Genomic DNA, 19,495 nt, shown 5'->3' with positions numbered 1-19,495 from the left:
TCAGTAGTCCTGCACGGTGAGAACCGGTTTCGATATCAGGCCGAAATTGCGCAGCACACCGATCAGCTCGTGGTGACCGAATGCCTGGCAGGCGCTGGCGAAGCCGACCTGCTTCGGGGGTTGCTGCACCAGCCAGTTCGCGGAGAACGCCTGGAGCAGCCCGGTCTGCTTGTAGTTGCTGTTGCCGTGGATGACGCAGTGTGCGCGCGCCAGCGGGCCGGAGGCGTGCACCGAGTCCAGGGACTTGTTGACCCGCGGATTCTCGCGGGGCGGCATGACGTTCATGACCTGCCGCGCGGTCGCGGTGAGGGCTTCGTCGCGATCCTCCGGAGACATGTCCTTGGTCGCTTCGAGCGCCTGTGCGACGATCTGCGGAACACCGTGCATCAGAGCAGCATTGAAGACACCACCCTGCGCCTTCACATTCGCGACACGCGGGTCACGACGGAACCATACCGGGTGCGAGGTGCCACCCCAGGGCAGCGACTGGGCCAGTTCGTGCTGCCCCGGCACGACGAGTGGGACGAGACCCTGAGTGGGGTCGAACGGAACGTAGTCGTTCTGTTCGAGGTAGTGCGCGGCCGAGGTGGCGGCGTTGACGAGAATCGTGCGCGTGGACGCGATGGTCGGGCTGCCGCCCCAGAACACTGCGATGTCGAGTGTGTCGAGTCCCGGTGTCTCCAGGCACAATTGAGCGGCGATCTCACCGACGGTGTACATCTGCGCGGTTCCGGGCGCGAGCAGCAGGCCCGCAGCAGCGAAGTCGGCGCCGTACTGCTCGTCGCACGTGATGAGCCAGTCCTGCTCGCCGGTGGTGTCGGTGTAGTGTGCGCCGGCAGCGAGACATGCCCGGACCACTTCGTTCCCGAGCGCGGAAAACGGTCCGACGGTGTTCAGGACGACGGCCGCCCCACGGAAGAGATCGGTCAGTGCCTCGACGGTGTGTTCGACCTGCACCACCTCGAAGTCGGCCGTCTCGACACCGGGTACGTGTGCACGGAGGGACTCGTCGAGCTTGTCCTTGTCGCGACCGGCGGCGATGAAGGGAATGCGGAACTCGCGCAGGTATTCACAGACGAGTCGCCCGGTGTAGCCCGAGGCGCCGTAGACGATGACGCGACGTGTGGTCGGTGCGCTCACAGGCTTCCCCTCACATTCCCATGCCACCGTCGACCGGAAGGCCGGCACCGGTGACGAATCGTGCTGCGTCGGAAGCGAGGAACACGACTGCGTCGGCGATGTCCTCGACCGTCCCGAGCCGGCCGGACGGGGTCTGGTCGACGACAGCGGCGACCGCTTCGTCGGGTGAGCCGAACAGGCCGATCGTGGCCATGTCGTTTGCCAGTCCGGCACCCATCGCGGTCGGGACGAGCCCCGGGTAGACGCAGTTGATGCGGACACCGTAGCCGAGCTTTCCGCTCTCCATCGCGGCGACCCGCGTGAGGCGGTCGACGGCCGATTTGGTAGCCGAGTAGACGGAGATTCCTGGGAATGCGATCGTCGCAGCGACCGAGGCGACGTTCACGATCGAGCCGCCGTCGCCTGCGGCTCCGCCCGGACGCATCGCGCGCAGCCCGTGTTTGAGTCCGAGCGTGGTGCCGAGGACGTTCACCTCGAGCATGCGGCGGATGTCGTCGGGCGAGACCTCGGTGATCAGTCCTGTGATCTCGATGCCTGCGTTGTTCACGAGGATGTCCAACCCGCCGACGGCTGCGATCGTCTCGGTGACAGCGCGTTCCCAGTCGGCCTCCGAGGTGACGTCCAGGCGGGTGAAGGCGTGCTTGCGACCGCCGTCGTCAGTGGGGAGATCGGCCGCGACCCGTTCGCCGCTGTCCTGAATGTCGGCGACCACGACGCTCGCCCCGGCCGAGGCCAGTGCGCGGGCCATTCCTTCACCGAGGCCCTGGGCCCCGCCTGTGACGAGGGCTCGGCGCCCGGTGAGATCGAACACCGTCATCGAATGGCCTCCTGAAGTCTGCGGTTCGGAGGAACAGGGTTCGCGTGGGCCGACGAGATGCCCCGCACCGCCGTGCAAGGCGGCTCGGAAATGTGGTCCAGGTCACAGGATCTGTGAAATCTTGACGGCTGTCAAGAGGACGCCGGACGATCGCCCTGCCCACGCGCTCTGTCCAGCCCGGTCGGTGTCATGAACTCGCCGGCGCACCTACACTGGCGAACGATGAACCATTCGGCAGCTCCCGCCGACCGGTCGCTCCGAAGCCGGCAGAACAGGTACGACGAACGTCGCACCCAGCTCGCCGAGTCCGCCCTGGCAACACTCGGCGAACTCGGTTATGCACGAACGTCCTTGCGGGAGATCGCCCAGAACTCCCCGTTCTCGCACGGTGTCGTGCACTACTACTTCAAGGACAAGACCGATCTGATCCTGCACTGCGTGCGCTACTACAAGACACGATGCGTGACGCGATACGACGAGGTGATCGAGAGCGCGACGACCGCCGACGAACTCCGTCGCGGTTTCGCCGGCAAGGTCGCCGAGACACTCCGGGACGAAGCCCCGATGCACCGTCTCTGGTACGACCTGCGCAACCAGTCGATGTTCGACCCTTCTCTGCGGGAAGATGTTTCGTCGATCGACAACGGTTTGCGCGACATGATCGACCGCGTACTCACGCGCTACGCGGAACTGTCGGACACGACACTGCGGTACGACCCCGATACCGCCTACGCGATACTCGACGGTCTGTTCGTCGCGGCCCTCGTCGCGCACCTCACCGAACGTGAGAAGACTGCGATCGCCGGATCCTCGACGAGGGACTCCACGGGTACGGTTCCGGATAGATTGCGCGACACGCTGTTCGACATGCTGCCCGACTTCGCAGTTTCCCGTCGGGGTCGTCGCTCGAACACCGTCCGCAACTCGCGCACGTAGATATCGGAACCTCGAGCATCGGGAAGTGCCCGCCCTCCGACTCCCCGCTGCGCCCTACTTACCGCGCGAGAGCACCTTGTCGGCCGCATCCCAATGGGCGTCGGCGATCCACAATCGCGCGAACGCGTCGACCGCTTCCTCTGTACTTGCGCCGTTCACGACACGCTTGATCGACGCGGAGGACGGATTGGCGAGGGCACGGCCGAGAGTGCGCCATCCTTCGTCGAAGGTCTCCCGCGGGATCACCTTGTCGACGAGTCCGATACGTTCGGCCTCCTCGGCGCGGAGGATGTCGCCGGCACCGGCGAGCATGAGAGCCCGCCCCCGCCCGACCAGTGATGCCAGCCGTTCGGCACCGCCCCAGGCCGGCATGATCGCCAGCGACACCTGGTTGAAGCCGATCCTGATGTCGTCCGCCGCGATGCGGATGTCGGCGGCGACGGCCACCTCGGCACCGCCGCCGAGTGCGTGCCCGTTGAGCGCAGCGACGACGGGAGCCGGGAAACCCGCGATCCGGTCGCATACTGTGCGCATCTGCCGGGCCATGTCTGCGGCCTGTTCGTGGGTGCGGAGCTTGGCGAGTTCCTTGAGATCGCCGCCGGAGACGAAGGCGCGGTCGCCCCCACCACGGATCACCAGCGCACGCGCCTGCGCCTGCTCGGCTTCGTCGAGCACCTTCTCGAGTTGGTCCATCGTCTCGGGGGCGATGGCGTTGCGCGCGTGCGGGCGATCGATGGTGACGACGGCGAGTCCGTCGTCGAGCTCCAGCTCCACCATGGTCTGCTCTCCGAACTGATATTGGAATTCTACTTTTAGGAGAATACCATCTCCACAACCGGCCGAGGCCGGACTGCACCGGTCGCGCCGCGACGAACGGCGGCGTGACGCCATCCCGGACACTGGAGCTTTCAGATGCGGCAGATCCCCTCCGAACTGGTCGAACGCTACGAGAGCGAAGGGTGGTGGACACGCGAGACGATCGGCGACATGCTCGCCGGCGGGCTGAAAGCCGCGCCGGACGTCGAGTTCCGCATCCACTCCGGTATCCGCCCGTGGTCGGGCACGGTGAGCGAGGTCGAGCAGATCGCCCGGCGCCTCGCGGCCGGTCTGCACCGCCGCGGCGTCGGCCCCGGCGACGTGGTGGCCTTCCAGCTCCCCAACTGGATGGAGGCGGCGGCCGTCTTCTGGGCCTCGTCCTTCCTGGGCGCGACCGTCGTGCCGATCGTCCACTTCTACGGCCCGAAGGAGCTCGGGTACATCCTGCGCGAGTCGACCCCCAAGGTGTTCGTGTGCGCCGAGAAGTTCGGCTACACCGAGTACCGGCCCGAACTGTGCGCCGACGTCCCGATCGTCGGCGTCGTCGGACGCGACTTCGACGATCTGCTGGACGACAGCCCCTTCGAGGGCGTGCTCCCCGTCGACCCCTCGCAGCCCGCGCTGCTGGCGTTCACGTCCGGCACCACGAGCGACCCGAAGGGCGTGATCCATACGCACCGGACGCTCGGTTTCGAGACGAGGCAGCTCTCCGAGCGGTATCCCGCCGACCGAGGGTCGCAGCTGACGGGCGCACCGGTCGGTCATTTCATCGGCATGGTCAACGCTTTCCTCATCCCGATCCTCGACCACTCCCCCATCAATCTGCTCGACGTCTGGGATCCGGCCCGCGCGATCGAACTCATGGAGAGCGACGGCCTCGTGATCGGCGGCGGCGCGACGTATTTCATCACGAGCCTGCTCGATCACCCGAACTTCGATCCGGACCGGCACCTGCGGTACATGAAGTACGCCGGACTCGGCGGGTCGACCGTGCCCGCCGCGGTCACCCGCCGACTCGACGATCTCGGCATCACGGTCTTCCGCGCCTACGGCAGCACAGAGCACCCGTCGATCACGAGTTCACTCGTCACCGATCCGGTGGACAAGCGCCTGTTCACCGACGGCAACGCATGCCCGGGTGTCGAGATCCGCATCGCCGACGACGGTGAGATCCTCAGCCGCGGACCGGACCTGTGCATGGGGTACACGAACCCGGAACTCACGGCCCGTGCGTTCGACGAGGACGGCTGGTACCACACCGGGGACGTCGCGATCGTCGACGAGGACGGCTTCCTGACGATCACCGACCGCAAGGCCGACTTCATCATCCGCGGAGGCGAGAACATCAGCGCTCTCGAGGTCGAGGAAGTGCTCCTGACCCTGCCCGCGGTGGCCGAGGCCGCCGTCGTGTCGGCGCCGGACGATCGCCTCGGCGAGCATGCCGCCGCGGTCCTGCGTCTGCGGCCCGGGCACGCGATGCCGACGCTCGCGGACGTCCGCGCGCACTTCGGCCAGGCAGGTATCGCCAAGCAGAAGTGGCCGGAGGAATTGCACCGCGTCGACGACTTCCCGCGCACGGCCAGCGGGAAGATCCAGAAGTTCCGCGTGCGCCAGGATATTGCGACCGCCCAACTATGAGAATAGTATTCTCTCAACAGGAGAAGGAGGATTCAATGCCCGCGAAAGAATTGCCGTACCCGTTGTTCGATGCGGACAACCACCTGTACGAGACCGAGGAAGCTCTCACCAAATTCCTCCCGGACAAGTACAAAGGTGCCATCAAATACGTGCAGGTCGACGGCCGCACGAAGATCGCGATACGTGGCCAGATCAGTGAGTACATCCCCAACCCGACCTTCGAGGTCGTCGCCCGCCCGGGCGCGATGGAGGACTACTTCAAGAACGGCAATCCCGAGGGCAAGAGCAAGCGGGAGATCTTCGGAAAGCCGATGAAGTCGATCCCGGCCTTCCGTGATCCCGCCGCGCGCCTCGAGCTCATGGACGAGCTCCAGATCGACCGCACCCTGATGTTCCCGACGCTGGCCAGCCTCGTCGAGGAGCGCATGCGCGACAACCCCGAGCTGATCCACGCGGTCGTCCACTCGCTCAACCAGTGGCTGTACGAGACGTGGTCCTTCAACTACAAGGACCGCATCTTCACCGTTCCCGTCATCAGCCTCCCCATCGTCGAGAAGGCGATCGAGGAGCTGGAGTGGTGCGTCGAGCGCGGTGCGAAGGCCATCCTCGTGCGCCCCGCACCGGTCCCCGGCTACAAGGGGCCGCGCTCGTTCGCTCTCCCCGAGTTCGACCCGTTCTGGAAGCGCGTCGTCGAGCTGGACGTGCTGGTCACCCAGCACTCCTCGGACAGCGGCTACGCGCGGTACAACCAGGACTGGGAAGGCTCCTCCGACGAGATGCTCCCGTTCGTCACCAACGCCTTCCGCATGGTCAGCGAGTGGCGCCCCATCCAGGACGCGGTGGCGTCATGGGTATGCCACGGAGCTCTCTTCCGTTTCCCGGAACTGCGGATCGCCGTCATCGAGAACGGCGCGTCCTGGCTCCCGCACGTCCTCCAGACCCTCACCGACGTCTACAAGAAGGCACCCGAGGGCTTCGGCATGCAGGACCCGGTCGCCGCCATCAAGAAGAGCATCCACGTCAGTCCCTTCTGGGAAGAGGATTTCAGCAAGCTCACCGCCCTCATCGGCGCCGAGCGCGTGCTGTTCGGTTCCGACTACCCGCACCCCGAGGGCCTGGCCGAGCCGACCACCTACATCGATCACATCCAGCACCTGCCCTTCGAGGACCAGAAGCTGGTCATGGGCGGCAATCTCGCAAGGCTCCTGAAGGTATGAGCTGGCGGACCATCCCCGAGATGGTCCTCAGCGCCGGCGACCGCTTCGGTGATGCCGAAGCGGTCGTCGACGGGGACCTCCGGATCTCCTTCACCGATCTCACCGATCGAATCCGCCGTGCCGCCGGAGCGTTCGCCGACGCAGGTATCGGCAAAGGTGATCGAGTGGCGATCTGGGCTCCCAACTCCGCGGCGTGGATCGTCGCGGCTTTCGGGCTCCTCACCGCGGGCGGCGTGCTCGTCCCGGTGAACACTCGCTACCGCGAGGACGAGGCGGGTGACATCATCCGTCGCAGCGGAGCGAAGCTGGCCCTTGTGCAGGACGGCTTCCTCGACCAGGAGTACGCGGTGCCGGCCGGCATCCCGCGGATCGATCTCGCGTCCGGCTTCCTCGACAGCGGACGTCCCTTCGTACACGACATCGACGGTGAGGACATCGCCGACATCATGTACACCTCGGGCACCACCGGGCGCCCCAAGGGCGTGATGATGAACCACCTGCAGACGCTGCGGATGTTCACCGAATGGTGCGATCTGGCCGATCTGCGGCGCGGCGACCGCTATCTGCTCGTCAACCCGTTCTTCCACATGTTCGGCTACAAAGCGGGTCTCGTCGCGTCGTTCATCCGGGGCGCCACGATGATTCCCGTCCCGGTCTTCGAGACGGACACCGTGCTCGACCTGATCGAGCGGGAGAGTGTGACCATGCTGCCCGGTCCGCCCACGCTCTACCACTCGCTCCTCGCAGCGCAGCAACACCGGACTCACGATCTGTCGTCGCTGCGTGCCGCCGTGACCGGCTCCGCCGACATCCCGGTCGATCTGATCCGGCGGATCCGGAGCGAGTTGCCGTTCCGGACGATCATGACGGGATACGGACTCAGCGAGGCCGGCACCGCGACCGCCTCCCGTCGTGGCGATACCTTCGAGCAGATCGCGACGACCGTCGGAAAACCCTGCGACGGAGTGGAAGTGAGCATCGCGGACGACGGCGAGGTCCTCATCCGCGGATACAACGTGATGCAGGGTTATTTCGACGATCCGCAAGCCACCGCAGACACCGTCGATGCCGAAGGGTGGCTCCACACCGGCGATCTCGGCGAGATCGACGCCGACGGTCACCTCCGGATCATCGGACGCAAGAAGGACATGTTCGTCGTCGGCGGGTTCAACGCCTATCCCGCCGAGATCGAAGGTTTCCTGCTCGAGCACCCGGCCGTCGACCAGGTGGCCGTGATCGGGATACCCGACGAACGACTCGGCCAGGTGGGCAAGGCATTCGTCGTCTCGGGCGATCCCGTCCCTGCCGAGGAACTGATCGCCTGGAGCCGCACGCGCATGGCGGGATTCAAGGTCCCCCGCGTCGTCGAGTACATCGACGCGCTGCCTCTCAACGCGACCGGCAAGGTCGTCAAGGAACTACTCCGTTGACGACGAACCGGTCCGTCGACACCGACACATCCCACAGACACCGACACATCCCACATCAGACAGGAGTTCCGTCATGACCGACGAAGCTGCGATGCTCGATTTCGCCGTCAAGTGGCGGCACTGGAACGGCGGGCCCGACGAGGACATCTGGGTCACGTTCGGGATCACTCCGGACGAATACTTCCACCGCTTGCGTGGTCTGCTGACCAAGCACCGGTGGAACCGGTTCGAACCGCACATCCTCGAGCAACTCGTGCACATCTGTGACGAGCGGCTCCACACCGTCGACCTCGGCTCCGCAGCGGGCCGACGTGACCGGGCGCGGTACGCCTCGTCGGCGCACCCGCTCAGCAAAATGTCCGCCTGATCCCGGCCCCGAGGAATCTTCGCCGGCATCGGTTTCACGGCCCTTCCACCCGGGTACGCGACGGGGCACCGATCTCGATCTCTCGATCGAAGGGAACGACCGTGGATACCGGTTCCGTCAACCCGACGCCGGAGGCCTCGACTGTGCCCCCGGAGCAGGTGCGACGCGCCATCGGCGCGTCGGCCATGGGTAATTTCACCGAGTGGTTCGACTACGGCGTCTACGCCTACACGGCCACCTATATCGCCGATTCGTTCTTCCCCGGCGACCTCGAGTCCGCGACACTGCTCACGCTGGGTGTCTTCGCAGTCTCCTTCGTCATGCGTCCGCTGGGCGGTTTCGTATGGGGTCCGCTCGGCGACCGGTTGGGGCGCCGCCAGATCCTGGCACTGACCATCCTGCTGATGGGTGGTTCGACGGTGCTGCTCGGTGCGGTTCCGTCGTACGAATCGATCGGGTTCTGGGCGCCTGCGCTGCTTGTACTGTTGCGCATGGTCCAGGGCTTCTCCACCGGTGGTGAATACGGCGGGGCGGCAACCTTCATGGCCGAATACTCCCCCGACCGCAAACGAGGCTTCTACGGCAGTTTCCTCGAATTCGGCACGCTGGGCGGCTTCTCGGCCGGGGCGTTCCTCGTCCTGATGATCGATCTGCTGTCGACGGACGCGTTCATGGCCACGTGGGGCTGGCGTCTTCCGTTCTTCGTCGCCGGCCCGCTCGCGCTCGTCGGCCTCTACCTGCGTTCGAAGCTCGACGAGACGCCCGTCTTCAAGGAGCTCGAGCTTGCGCACGAGGAGGAGAGCAGCATCGGCGCCGAGTTCAAGGACCTGATCACCAGGTACTGGCGGCCGATCGTCAAGCTGATGGGTCTGGTCATCGCGCTGAACGTGTGCAACTACACGCTGTTGAGTTACATGCCTACCTATCTCGAGAACCGGATCGGACTGACGAGCACGGCGTCCCTGGTTCTGGTGTTGATGGGCCAGCTCGCGATGATGGCGGTCATCCCGTTCGCCGGCGCGTTGTCGGACCGAATCGGTCGCAAGCCGCTCTGGGCGGCCTCGCTGGCGGGCCTGTTCGTTCTCGCCGTCCCGATGTACATGCTGATGTCCGTGGGCTTCGGTTGGGCGGTCGTCGCGTTCACCGTCCTCGGCCTGCTGTACGTGATGCAGTTGTCGACCATCTCGGCGACCTTCCCCGCGATGTTCCCCACGCACGTTCGGTTCGCCGGTTTCGCGATCTCCTACAACTTGTCGACGTCGATTTTCGGTGGCACGGCACCGGCGATCAACGAATGGTTGGTGGAACGGACCGGGAACGATCTCGTCCCGGCCTTCTACATGATGGGCGCGTGCGTGGTGGGTCTCGTCGCGCTCTATTTCGTGGCGGAGACGGCAGGCGCATCGCTGCGCGGGCGCGGTATCCCGGGTGTCGACACCCGAGCGCACCCCACCGCCCTGTCCCGCAGCTGACACTGCCCTGTCGCACGATGACGCAGAGCCTGTCACAGGCGGGAAGCGGATGTCGCGGGTCGCGTACCGTCCCGATCCACAGGTGATGCACGACGAATGGTCATGGTCGCGGCGGCCGCCAGCAGGGCGGTCGCCGCGCCGATCAGCATTCCGGTGAGGAATCCGTTCTCCGAGGGGATCACGGTTCCCGCGAAGTCGACACTCATCTGCGCCAGCACCACTCCCGCGACCGCGGCCGATGCCGTCCCTCCGACCGAACGCAACAGGGTGTTGACGCTGTTGGCGGACGAGATCTGCGTCGGCGGAACCGCTCCCATGATCAACGTGGGGATCGCGCCGTACGCCAGTCCGATTCCCGCGGCGATGACGCACGTGATCACCATCAGTCCCCAGGTCGACCCCATCAGGAACACCGACGAGGCGTACGAGACGGCGATCATCAGACACCCGACGCACAGGGTCGCGCGGGGGCCACGGAGGGTCGTCAGGCGAGCTCCCACCGGGGAGATCGCCATCATCAACAGTCCGGCGGGCGCGCACCACAAGCCCATGACCACCATCGACTGCCCCAGCCCGTATCCCGTTGCTTCGGGCAACATCCGGATCTGGGGAACCAGCAACGCCTGAAAGTACATCGAGAAGCCGATGAGGGTCGCGACGATGTTGGTGACCAGAACCCGGTTTCCCCTCGCGACACGGAGATCGACGAGCGGTGCCGCGGATCTCAGTTCCCACCTTCCCCACACCACGAAGACGACGATCGACACGGCGAACAGGGTCAGCACGGTCGCGCTGGTCCAGCCCCAGTCGCCACCCTTCGAGATCGCCAGTAGTCCGGTGACCAGGGCCAGCGAGAGACCGAGTGCGCCGAAGACGTCGAACCGGCCCGCCTCCGACGGCACCGGCGTGTCCCGCACGAGCCATGCGATGAGGACCGCGACGAGCACGCTGAGAAAACCGACTCCCCAGAACAACATTCGCCAGCTCGTGAACTGGATGACGGCCGCTGCGAGAGGCAACCCGAGCGCTCCCCCGATCCCCAGGGAAGAACTCATCAACGCGATGGCCGATCCGAGACGCGCGGGCGGCACGAGGGAACGCAGCGCACTGATGCCCAACGGAACGATTCCGAAACCGGCACCCTGGAGCGCACGCCCGATGAGCATGGGCGCCAGGGACGAGGACATCGCACAGAGGAACGAGCCGACGACGAGCGGTATCGTGCACACCAGCAGCATCCGCCGCGCGCCGTACATGTCACCCAGCCGCCCCGTCACGGGTGTCGCGACGGCACCCGAGAGCAGTGTCACCGTGACCACCCACGACGCATTGGACGGGCTGGTCCCCAGTAGCGCCGGCAGTTCACCGAGCAGTGGGATGACCAGCGTCGACATCACCGTGGTGACGATGCCCGCGAACACCAGTACCCAGATCGTCCGGCCGGCGAAGCCCGTCGTCGATGTTCCGTCCACCCTGGATTCTCCTGATTCGATCGTTCGTGGGAGCGGGACGGCCCCGGGGACTCCACCCCGGGACCGTGCCGATGTCAGTCCTCGATCCAGATCTCTTCGGGGAGTGGCGATCCGAGGGTGTACATCTCGATGCCCCGCACCTCGGGTGACGCCATCACCGAAGGAGCCGCCGCGATGTAGAAGACCGCCGGGGTGAGTTCGACGATCCGCTGTTCGGCCTCGGCGTAGACGTCCTTGCGTTCGTCCGTCGACTCCGAGAGGCGACCTCGATCGAGCGCGGCATCGAGCTCGGGATCCGCGACGCCGGTGAAGTTGCCCGGCGACCTGCTGTGGAAGGCCGTCCACAGGGTGTAGTCGGGATCCTGCACCGCGGCGGAGGACACCATCATGTCGAAGTCGCGGGCGTTCGACCGGGCCGTGGCCTGCGCGTAGTCGGGCACCTCGACCTGGACGTCGACATTGTCGAAGGCGCTCAACTGCGCCTGGACGGTCTCACCCGTGGTCCGTGTGTCGGTTGTCGGATACGACAGGAAGGTGAAGGCCACGGGCTTGCCCTCGGCAGCGAGTTCGTCGAACAATCTCCGGGCTTCCTCGGCGTTCGCCGTGGGCCAGTCCACATCCGTATAGAGCGGCGAGCTCTCGGCGAACAACGAGGTCGGCACGACGCCGTCACCGTTGTAGACGACGCTGTTGAGGCCGTCGAGATCGAGGGCGAGGGCCACTGCGCGTCGTGCGCGTTCGTCGTCGAAGGGTGCGCGACGGAGGTTGAGGGCGAGGGTCTGGCCACCACCGACCTCGGTCACCATGGTCTGCAACCCGGCGGCGTCCGCCTTGGCGAGATTCGACCAGTTCGCTTCGAGCGACAGGTCGGCAGCCCCGGTCGTCACGGCGTTGAGCCGCTGAGCGCCGTCCGAGACACCGCGCACGACCAGCCGGTCGAGATACGGCTTCGGGGCGTCCCAGTACTCGGGGTTCTTCTCGAAGGTCATCTCTGCCTGCCGGGTCCAGTTCACCAACGTGAACGGTCCGGCTCCGACGGGATTCGCGTCGAACTCGGCCTGGCCCTTCTGCAGAGCGGTGGGAGATGCGATCCAGTTGAGCGCATTGGCGATCACGCCCTGCGCAAAGTGCGGATTGGGTTCGGCGAGTGTGATCTTCAAGGTTCCGGGATCGATCACCTCGTAGCCGGTGATCTGCGCGGCCTGCCTGATACCGCTCGAACCGGTCGCCGGTTCGGCGATCCGCTTCCAGTTGTACTCGACGGCGGCTGCGTCGAGGGGTGTTCCGTCCGTGAAGGTCACGTTCGGCCGCAGTGTGAGGGTGAAGGTGCGACCTCCGTCGTCGGTCGTGAACCCCGTGGCGAGGCCGTACTCGACCTCGAGCGTCGTCGGGTCGTTGGTCAGCAACGTCCCGTACAACGCGTTGCCCACGATCGGGTGGTGTGCCCACGTGTTGGACAGTCCTCCCGGGTCGAGGGTGCGGGGCTCGCTCAGCTGAAGTGCGACGAGTTCACCGCCCGCGACGGGATCGCCCGCCGCGGTGGTCTCACTCGCGTCTGCGGTGTCGCCACCGCCGCAACCGGACAGCAGGAGAACGCCGGCGCAGGCCGCCGCGACCCCCCTGGCGAGATGTCGCTTTCCGAACATGCGTCACCTTTCGAACACCGAACCCGGATACGGACCGGCCCTGCAGCACACAGGTACTGCAGGGCCGAGAAAGGAAGATCAGGAGGAACGTGCGGTCGCGGCGAAGGAGGCCTGGCGGGCGGCGGCTTCCCGGACCGCTTCACTGCGCGTCATGGATGTCATGTCCCGCCACGCCTGTTGCAGTTGTTCCCCGACGAGATGGGTCGGCCCGTCGGCCAGATTGTCGAGCGCCTCGGCGACGACGGACGCGGGCGTCGCGAGGCCGGGAACGGCGGCGTCGAGGCTGTCGATCGCGCCGCGGGCGAAGAGGAGTCGACGCAGTGCCGGGGTATCGGTGCGGCCCCCCACGAGGGACAGGACGTCGACGCCGTGAGGCTTCAGCTCGGACCACAGCCCTTCGGCCATCACCATGTCGAACGCCTTGGAGGCACCGTAGGCCACCATGTTCGCCCCACCGCGCAGACCGGCGGCGGACGACATGAGGATCAGTGCTCCCTTTCCCCGCTCGACCATGCCGTGTGCGAAGTGATGGCACACACGCATGTTCGTGATGCAGTTGCGCTGGACGCGTCCGACGGCGGTCTCGACCGGATTATCAAGGAAGGGCTGGAAATTCGGATCTGCGCCCGCGCAGTACACGACGGTGCCGATCTCGAGATCGGCCGTACCCTCCGTGATGACCTCCATTGCGTCGGGAGCGGACAGGTCGACCGCCAGGATCCTCGTCTCCGCGTCGCCGCCCGAACGGATCTCGGTGGCGACCTCCTCGAGTGCCTCGGGCCGGCGGGAGAGCAGGACGACGTTCAGCCCGCGTGCAGCGAACGTCCGCGCGAACTCTGCGCCCACCCCCTCCGATGCCCCGAGGATCAGCGCCCACGGGCCGTATCGATCGGCGAACTCTGCAGGATCGGTCATCGAATGATCCTTCCGTCCGTCAGGCGTCCGCACCGGCACCGGCACCGACGGCGGCGGGTTCGGGAAGATCGCGTCCGGTCACGGACGGGAGCGGGAAATGGCAGGCTGCGTACTGGCCCGGACGGACCTCACGCATCTCGGGTTCCTCTTCGGCACAACGGTCCTGGGCCATCGGGCAGCGGGTGCGGAAGCGGCAGCCCGTGGGAGGCGCGAGCGGCGACGGCACGTCGCCGGCCAGGGGCGGTCCGGCAAAACCCTTCTCCGGGTCGGTCAGCGGCACCGAATCGAGCAGCGCGCGCGTGTAGGGATGCGCCGGGTCGTCGTACATCTCGATGGAGTCACCGAATTCGCAGACCTTGCCCAGGTACATGACCATGACCTTGTCGCTCACCGTGCGCACCACACCGAGATCGTGGGCGATGAACACGACGGTGAGATCGAACTCCGCCTTGAGTTCCTCGATCAGGTTGAGGATCTGCGCCTGCACCGACACGTCGAGCGCCGAGACCGGTTCGTCGCAGATGAGCAGCCGGGGGTTCAGGGCGAGCGCTCGCGCGATGGCGACACGCTGTGCCTGACCACCCGAGAGCTGACGAGGCAGCATGCCGGCGAATCGCTCGCCGGGCAGACCGACCTGTTCGAGGACCGACACCGATGTCGTTGCTCGTTCCTTCGCAGGTGTTTTCGCGACCGTCAGGCCTTCGACGACGATGTCGGCGACCGACCGGCGCGGATTGAGCGAGGCGACCGGGTCCTGGAAGATCATCTGCATGTCGCGCCGGAGGGAGCGCATGCGTTTCTCGCTCGCCTCCTCGATCCACTCGTCGCCGAACCGGATACGGCCGGCGGTGATGCGGTCCAGGCGCAGCACCGCACGACCGGTCGTCGACTTGCCGCACCCGGATTCGCCGACGATGCCGAGGGTTTCACCGGGCAGGATGTCGAAACTGATCTTCGAAACCGCCTGCACCGTGCCGTTGTCGGTGGGGTACTCGACCACCAGGTCCTGCACACTGAGCAGGGCCTCGTCGCCGCGCAGATGAGTGGCACCACTACCGGCCATGGGATTCACCTCCGGAAACGGCCCCGACCGGAACGGTCACCGGGCTCAGACACGCAACGTGATGATCGACGCCCACCGACTCGAGCGGGGGCGGCATGGTGTGGCATTCGTCCGACGCGTGGGTGCAGCGTGGCGCGAACCGGCACCCCTCGGGCGGTGAGGTCGGGTCGGGCAGCGACCCGCCGATCACCCGCAACGGCGCGTGCCGCACGTGGTCGATCGTCGGGGTCGCCCCGAGCAGTGCATGGGTGTAGCGGTGCATCGGCTGCTCGAACACCTCACGGGTGGAACCGACCTCTGCGAGCCGTCCGGCGTACATCACCGACACCCGGTCGGTTCGACCGGCGACCACCGCGAGGTCGTGACTGATGAGCATCATCGACATGCCGCGGTCGCGCTGGACGCGCCGCAGCAGGTCGAGGATCTGGCGCTGGATCGTCACGTCCAGGGCGGTCGTCGGCTCGTCGGCGATGAGCAGATCCGGTTCGCACGCCAGCGCGATCGCGATCATCACGCGCTGGCGCATGCCACCGGACATCTCGTGGGGATAATTGCGGAGGCGCCGTTCCGGGTCGGGGACGCCCACCTCCTCGAGGAGTTTCAGCGCCCGCGTGTGTGCCTCGGACCTGCTGACGCCGAGGTGCTGGCGCATCCCCTCGGTGAGCTGTCGCTCGACCCGGACGACCGGGTTGAGCGAACGACCCGGATCCTGGAAGACCATCGCGATCTGTTTGCCCCAGATCTCCCGCTTCTCCTTCTTGGTCAGGGCCAGCAGGTCGCGGCCCTGGAAGGTCACCGATCCGGATCGGCCCGAGCGGGGCGGCATGAGCCCCATGATGGCCCGGGCCATCACCGACTTTCCGGAGCCCGACTCGCCGACGATACCCAGCGCCTGTCCGGAGTCCAGATCGAGCGACACGTCGTCCACTGCGCGGACGGTGCCTCGCGGCGTGCCGATGTAGGCACGGAGATTTCTCACTTCGAGAATCGGCTGAGTGGTCACGGCGAGCCGGCCCCTTCCGTCTTGTCGGCTGTATCGGCTAGTTGTTGCTGAGCCAGAACTCGGCCGGGATCGGCGATCCGAGGGTGTAGAGCTGCACGCCCTGCAGATCCTTCGAGTAGGCGACCGACGGGGTGGCCCGGACGTACCATAGACCCACCACTTGATCGGCGAGGCGCTGCTGAACGACGTCGTACGCTTCCTTGCGTTCCTCGACGGTCGCGCCGAACCGGCCACGTTCGAGAGCTGCGTCGAGCTCGGGATCGTTGACACCGGTGAAGTTGCCGGTGGACGTGGAGTCGAACGCGATCGACAGCGGGAAGTCGGGGTCCTGCGTGATGGACGACGAGATGACCATGTCGAAGTCACGCGCGCCGTTCCGTGCCGTGAGCGTCGGGAAGTCGAGCACCTCGACCTTCATGTCCACATTGTCGAAAGCGGCGAGCTGAGCCTGGATCGCCTCACCGAGCGAGCGGCTCTCGGTGGTGGGGTACGACAGGTAGGTGAACGAGACGGGCTTGCCTTCGGCCGCGAGTTCGTCGAACAGCTTCTGTGCTTCCTCGGCGTTCGTCTCCGAGAGCTTGATGTCGGAGTAGTACGGCGAGCTCTCCGGGAACAGCGTGTGGGGCACCTCGCCCTCACCGTTGTAGACCACGGTGTTCAGCGCGTCGAGGTCGACCGCCAGCGACACGGCGCGGCGTGCGCGCTCGTCGTCGAAGGGAGCCCTGCGGAAGTTCATCGCGACGAACTGCCCACCGCCGGTCTCGGTCACCTGGGTAGCCAGGCCGGCGCCCTCGGCACGGTTGAGGCTGGTCCAGCTCGACTCCATGGACAGGTCGGCTGCACCGGTCGATGCGGCGTTGATCCGCTGGTTGTAGTCGGCGACCGTCCGGATGGTGAGGCGGTCGAGGTAGGGCTTCGGTGCGTCCCAGTAGGATTCGTTCTTCTCGAGTTCGACCGCATCCTGGCGGGTCCAGCTGACGAGGGTGAACGGTCCCGCGCCGATCGGGTTCTCGTCGAACGCCTGCTGCCCCTGCTCGAGGGCGGCCGGCGATGCGATCCAGTTCAGCGCACCGGCCACGATGGCCTGGGCGAACTGCGGATTGGGTTCGACCATCGTCACGCGCAGGGTGGCCGGGTCGACGACCTCGGTGGACTCGATCTGGACGGCCTGACGGATCGTCGTCGAGGCGAGCGCGGGATCCTTGAGACGGTCCCAGTTGAACTTCACCGCGGCGGCGTCGAGCGGCGTGCCGTCGCTGAACTTCAGGTCCGGTCGCAGCGTGAGCGTGAAGGTCTTCCCGTTGTCCTCGGTCGAGAAGTCCGTCGCCATGCGGTATTCGACGTCGAAGGTGTCGTTGTTCGTGATCATCAGCTCGCCGTAGAGAGCGTTGCCCAGCACCGGCTGATGAGCCCAGGTATTGGACAGCGCGGCCGGATCGAGCGAACGGGGTTCACCGGCCTGGAGGACGGTGGCGGAACCACCCGCCACGGGATCGCCGACCGCCGCGGTGTCCTGGGCCGAGGCGGTGTCGGAACCGCCCGATCCGCAGGCCCCGAGGACCAGTACGGCGGAACAGGCCACGGCGACCGCCGCGAACATTCTTCTACGTCGAATCATTGTCGACCTTTCATCGGGAAGTTCTGAGTACGAGCGCTTCCGGGGCTTTCAGTCGTGCAGGGTGCGGTCGTACTTGGTGCGGAGGTGGTCGCCGACCTGATTGAGGGCGAACACCGTGAAGAAGATGACGAGTGCCGGTACGAACACCAGGTGCGGCGACGTGGCGAGGGCGTCCTTGCCGTCGTTGATCATTCCGCCCCAGCTGGGCTGCGGCGGCGGGATGCCCAGGCCGAGGAAGCTCAACGATCCCTCCGCGACGATGAGCGCCGCGATCACGATGGGCATGTACGACGCGAGGGGCGCGAGGACGTTGGGCATGATCTCCCGGAACAGGATCCGCCCGCTGCCGGCACCCATGTTCTTCGCGGCCCTGACGAACTCACGCGACGACCAGGCGAGGGTGTTCGCTCGCGACAGGCGGATGAACGACGGGATCGCCAGCAGGCCCAGCCCGAAGAGGATGGTCCGCACGCTCGGGGTAAGGATCGAGGCGAGGGCCAGGAGCAGGATCAGCGGCGGGAAGGCGAGCATCGCGTCGGCCAGCAGCGAGATCACGGCGTCGACACGCTTGCCGAAGTAGCCGGCGATCATGCCGAAGAACGATCCGATCAGGAAGCCGACGAGACCGGCGACGGCGCCGATGACGAGGGAGACCTGGGCGCCGTAGACGACGCGGGACAGGATCGACCTGCCGAGGGTGTCGGTTCCCAGGAGAGTGTCGAGGGAGTCGAGGTTCGGAGGCGTCCGCGGTGGCCCGACCGGAACGCTGTACTGCGCCAGCGGAAGCACGCTTGCGAAGATCGCGGCACCGATGATGAGCACCAGCCACACGATCGACAGGTAGACCAGCACCGAGCGGGTCTTCTTGGCCGCGGGTACCTTCGGCAGATCCTGGGTGGCCGACTCGACCCGCTGTGCGTCGTCCTTCTTCTCGAGCGCGACCTGCGTCATGCTCCGACCACCTTCCTGACCCGCGGGTCGATGACTTGGTAGCTGAGGTCGACGAGGGTGTTGATGCCCACGTAGACGACGGCGATGAAGACCACGACCCCCTGCACCATGATCACGTCGCGGGAGGTGATCGAGGAGGCGACGAGCTGACCCAGACCCGGGAGGCCGAACAGGGTCTCGACGATCACCGTGCCACCGATGAGACGGCCGAGGTTGATACCGGCGACGGTGATGAGGGAGAACGACGAGGGCCTCAGTGCGTGCCGGAACATCACGTACCAGGAGGGCATCCCCTTGGCCCGGGCCGCGGCGATGAAATCCTCACGGAGTGTGCCGATGAGGTCGGTACGGAGCAGGCGGTGGAAGGCCGCGATCTCGGTGAGAGCGATGGCGAGCGCCGGGAGCATCGCGCTGCGCAAGTTGTCGCCGAGACCTTCGCCGATCCGGGACCAGCCCATCACCGGGAAGATCTGGAGCTTGATCGCGAGGAAGTAGATCAGGACGGGGCCGGCGATGAAGGCGGGCACCGAGAGGAAGACGGCCGACAGGGCGTTCATGCCGCGGTCGACGGCGCTACCCGGACGGGACGCGGAGATCACACCCATGACGAGTGCGACCATCAGTGCGATCAGCAGACCCATCGCGGCGAGCTGGAGCGTGACCGGCAGCCGTTCGGCGATGGCCTCGCTCACGGATTGACCCGTCAGCGGCGAGGTTCCGAGATCGCCCCGGACCGCGTCGGACAACCACCCGAAGTACTGGCTCAGGAACGGCGCGTCGAGGCCGAGCTTGGCGTTCAGTTCGGCGACCGCCTGGGGAGTTGCGTTCTCCCCCAGGATGACCTGGGCGACGGAGCCGGGCGCGAGACCGAGCAGGCCGACGACCGCGATGGTCACCAGCAGGACCACCAGCAGGCTGCGGCCCACCTTTTTCGAAACTGTGAGAAACATCCGACTCAACTTTCGTCGTACTACCGAGGCCGTGGATCACGGCG

17 protein-coding genes are annotated in these 19,495 nt (G+C 66.3%); 6 read left to right on the top strand and 11 right to left on the bottom strand.

All coding sequences use genetic code 11. The annotated features are described in order from the left end of the window. Together GON09_RS20980 and GON09_RS20975 are read right to left on the bottom strand one after the other, a co-directional pair. The gene (locus tag GON09_RS20980) at positions 1–1,140 is read right to left on the bottom strand and encodes a DUF5938 domain-containing protein (protein WP_213933533.1); all 1,140 of its coding nucleotides are present in this window, start codon (positions 1,138–1,140) and stop codon (positions 1–3) included. Positions 1,141–1,150: 10 nt separating this feature from the next. Then, positions 1,151–1,957: an SDR family NAD(P)-dependent oxidoreductase gene (locus GON09_RS20975; protein WP_213933532.1), complete on the bottom strand. Its 807-nt coding sequence runs from the start codon at positions 1,955–1,957 to the stop codon at positions 1,151–1,153. 222 nt (positions 1,958–2,179) lie between these two features. On the opposite strand from GON09_RS20975, the gene GON09_RS20970 reads away from it, so the two are divergent. Then, the gene (locus tag GON09_RS20970) at positions 2,180–2,893 is read left to right on the top strand and encodes a TetR/AcrR family transcriptional regulator (protein ID WP_213933531.1); all 714 of its coding nucleotides are present in this window, start codon (positions 2,180–2,182) and stop codon (positions 2,891–2,893) included. A 54-nt stretch (positions 2,894–2,947) separates the two neighbouring features. Here GON09_RS20970 and GON09_RS20965 read toward each other — a convergent pair whose 3' ends face one another. Then, on the bottom strand, positions 2,948–3,670 hold the full coding sequence (locus GON09_RS20965) for an enoyl-CoA hydratase/isomerase family protein (protein ID WP_213933529.1): 723 nt from the start codon (positions 3,668–3,670) through the stop codon (positions 2,948–2,950). A gap of 135 nt (positions 3,671–3,805) precedes the next feature. On the opposite strand from GON09_RS20965, the gene GON09_RS20960 reads away from it, so the two are divergent. The 5 genes from GON09_RS20960 (at position 3,806) to GON09_RS20940 (ending at position 9,833) form a co-directional block, all read left to right on the top strand. Next, the gene (locus GON09_RS20960; RefSeq protein WP_213933527.1) at positions 3,806–5,347 is read left to right on the top strand and encodes an AMP-binding protein; all 1,542 of its coding nucleotides are present in this window, start codon (positions 3,806–3,808) and stop codon (positions 5,345–5,347) included. Positions 5,348–5,382: 35 nt separating this feature from the next. Next, complete coding sequence (locus GON09_RS20955; RefSeq protein WP_213933525.1) at positions 5,383–6,564, top strand: amidohydrolase family protein; 1,182 nt, start codon at positions 5,383–5,385, stop codon at positions 6,562–6,564. After that, entirely contained in the window at positions 6,561–7,994 is a 1,434-nt protein-coding gene (locus tag GON09_RS20950; RefSeq protein WP_213933524.1) for a FadD3 family acyl-CoA ligase, read from the top strand. The genes GON09_RS20955 and GON09_RS20950 overlap by 4 nt, the downstream gene beginning before the upstream one ends. A gap of 73 nt (positions 7,995–8,067) precedes the next feature. After that, positions 8,068–8,361 (top strand): DUF3263 domain-containing protein, encoded by a 294-nt coding sequence (locus tag GON09_RS20945; protein WP_213933523.1) that lies wholly within the window; start codon positions 8,068–8,070, stop codon positions 8,359–8,361. Between the two features lie 185 nt (positions 8,362–8,546). Further along, the gene (locus tag GON09_RS20940) at positions 8,547–9,833 is read left to right on the top strand and encodes an MFS transporter (protein WP_244866847.1); all 1,287 of its coding nucleotides are present in this window, start codon (positions 8,547–8,549) and stop codon (positions 9,831–9,833) included. Positions 9,834–9,865: 32 nt separating this feature from the next. Here the strand turns inward: GON09_RS20940 and GON09_RS20935 are convergent, their stop codons facing one another. The 8 genes from GON09_RS20935 to GON09_RS20900 form a co-directional block, all read right to left on the bottom strand. Continuing rightward, positions 9,866–11,305 (bottom strand): MFS transporter, encoded by a 1,440-nt coding sequence (locus GON09_RS20935; RefSeq protein WP_307854432.1) that lies wholly within the window; start codon positions 11,303–11,305, stop codon positions 9,866–9,868. A 74-nt stretch (positions 11,306–11,379) separates the two neighbouring features. After that, positions 11,380–12,951, bottom strand: coding sequence for an ABC transporter substrate-binding protein (locus GON09_RS20930; protein ID WP_213933521.1), 1,572 nt, complete (start codon positions 12,949–12,951; stop codon positions 11,380–11,382). Between the two features lie 78 nt (positions 12,952–13,029). Beyond that, positions 13,030–13,866: an SDR family NAD(P)-dependent oxidoreductase gene (locus GON09_RS20925; protein WP_213933520.1), complete on the bottom strand. Its 837-nt coding sequence runs from the start codon at positions 13,864–13,866 to the stop codon at positions 13,030–13,032. 19 nt (positions 13,867–13,885) lie between these two features. After that, complete coding sequence (locus GON09_RS20920) at positions 13,886–14,929, bottom strand: ABC transporter ATP-binding protein (RefSeq protein WP_213933519.1); 1,044 nt, start codon at positions 14,927–14,929, stop codon at positions 13,886–13,888. Further along, positions 14,919–15,932 (bottom strand): ABC transporter ATP-binding protein, encoded by a 1,014-nt coding sequence (locus tag GON09_RS28895; protein ID WP_213933518.1) that lies wholly within the window; start codon positions 15,930–15,932, stop codon positions 14,919–14,921. Before GON09_RS28895 ends, GON09_RS20920 begins: the two co-directional genes overlap by 11 nt. A gap of 37 nt (positions 15,933–15,969) precedes the next feature. Then, complete coding sequence (locus GON09_RS20910) at positions 15,970–17,550, bottom strand: ABC transporter substrate-binding protein (RefSeq protein WP_244865584.1); 1,581 nt, start codon at positions 17,548–17,550, stop codon at positions 15,970–15,972. A gap of 48 nt (positions 17,551–17,598) precedes the next feature. Further along, complete coding sequence (locus tag GON09_RS20905) at positions 17,599–18,501, bottom strand: ABC transporter permease (protein ID WP_213933517.1); 903 nt, start codon at positions 18,499–18,501, stop codon at positions 17,599–17,601. After that, on the bottom strand, positions 18,498–19,451 hold the full coding sequence (locus tag GON09_RS20900) for an ABC transporter permease (protein WP_213933515.1): 954 nt from the start codon (positions 19,449–19,451) through the stop codon (positions 18,498–18,500). The genes GON09_RS20905 and GON09_RS20900 overlap by 4 nt, the downstream gene beginning before the upstream one ends. Between the last annotated feature and the right edge of the window lie 44 nt (positions 19,452–19,495).

Origin of the sequence: Rhodococcus sp. B50 (assembly GCF_013602415.1) — a bacterium.
Taxonomy (GTDB): domain Bacteria; phylum Actinomycetota; class Actinomycetes; order Mycobacteriales; family Mycobacteriaceae; genus Rhodococcus.
This window is presented reverse-complemented; position numbering and strand designations above follow the sequence as displayed.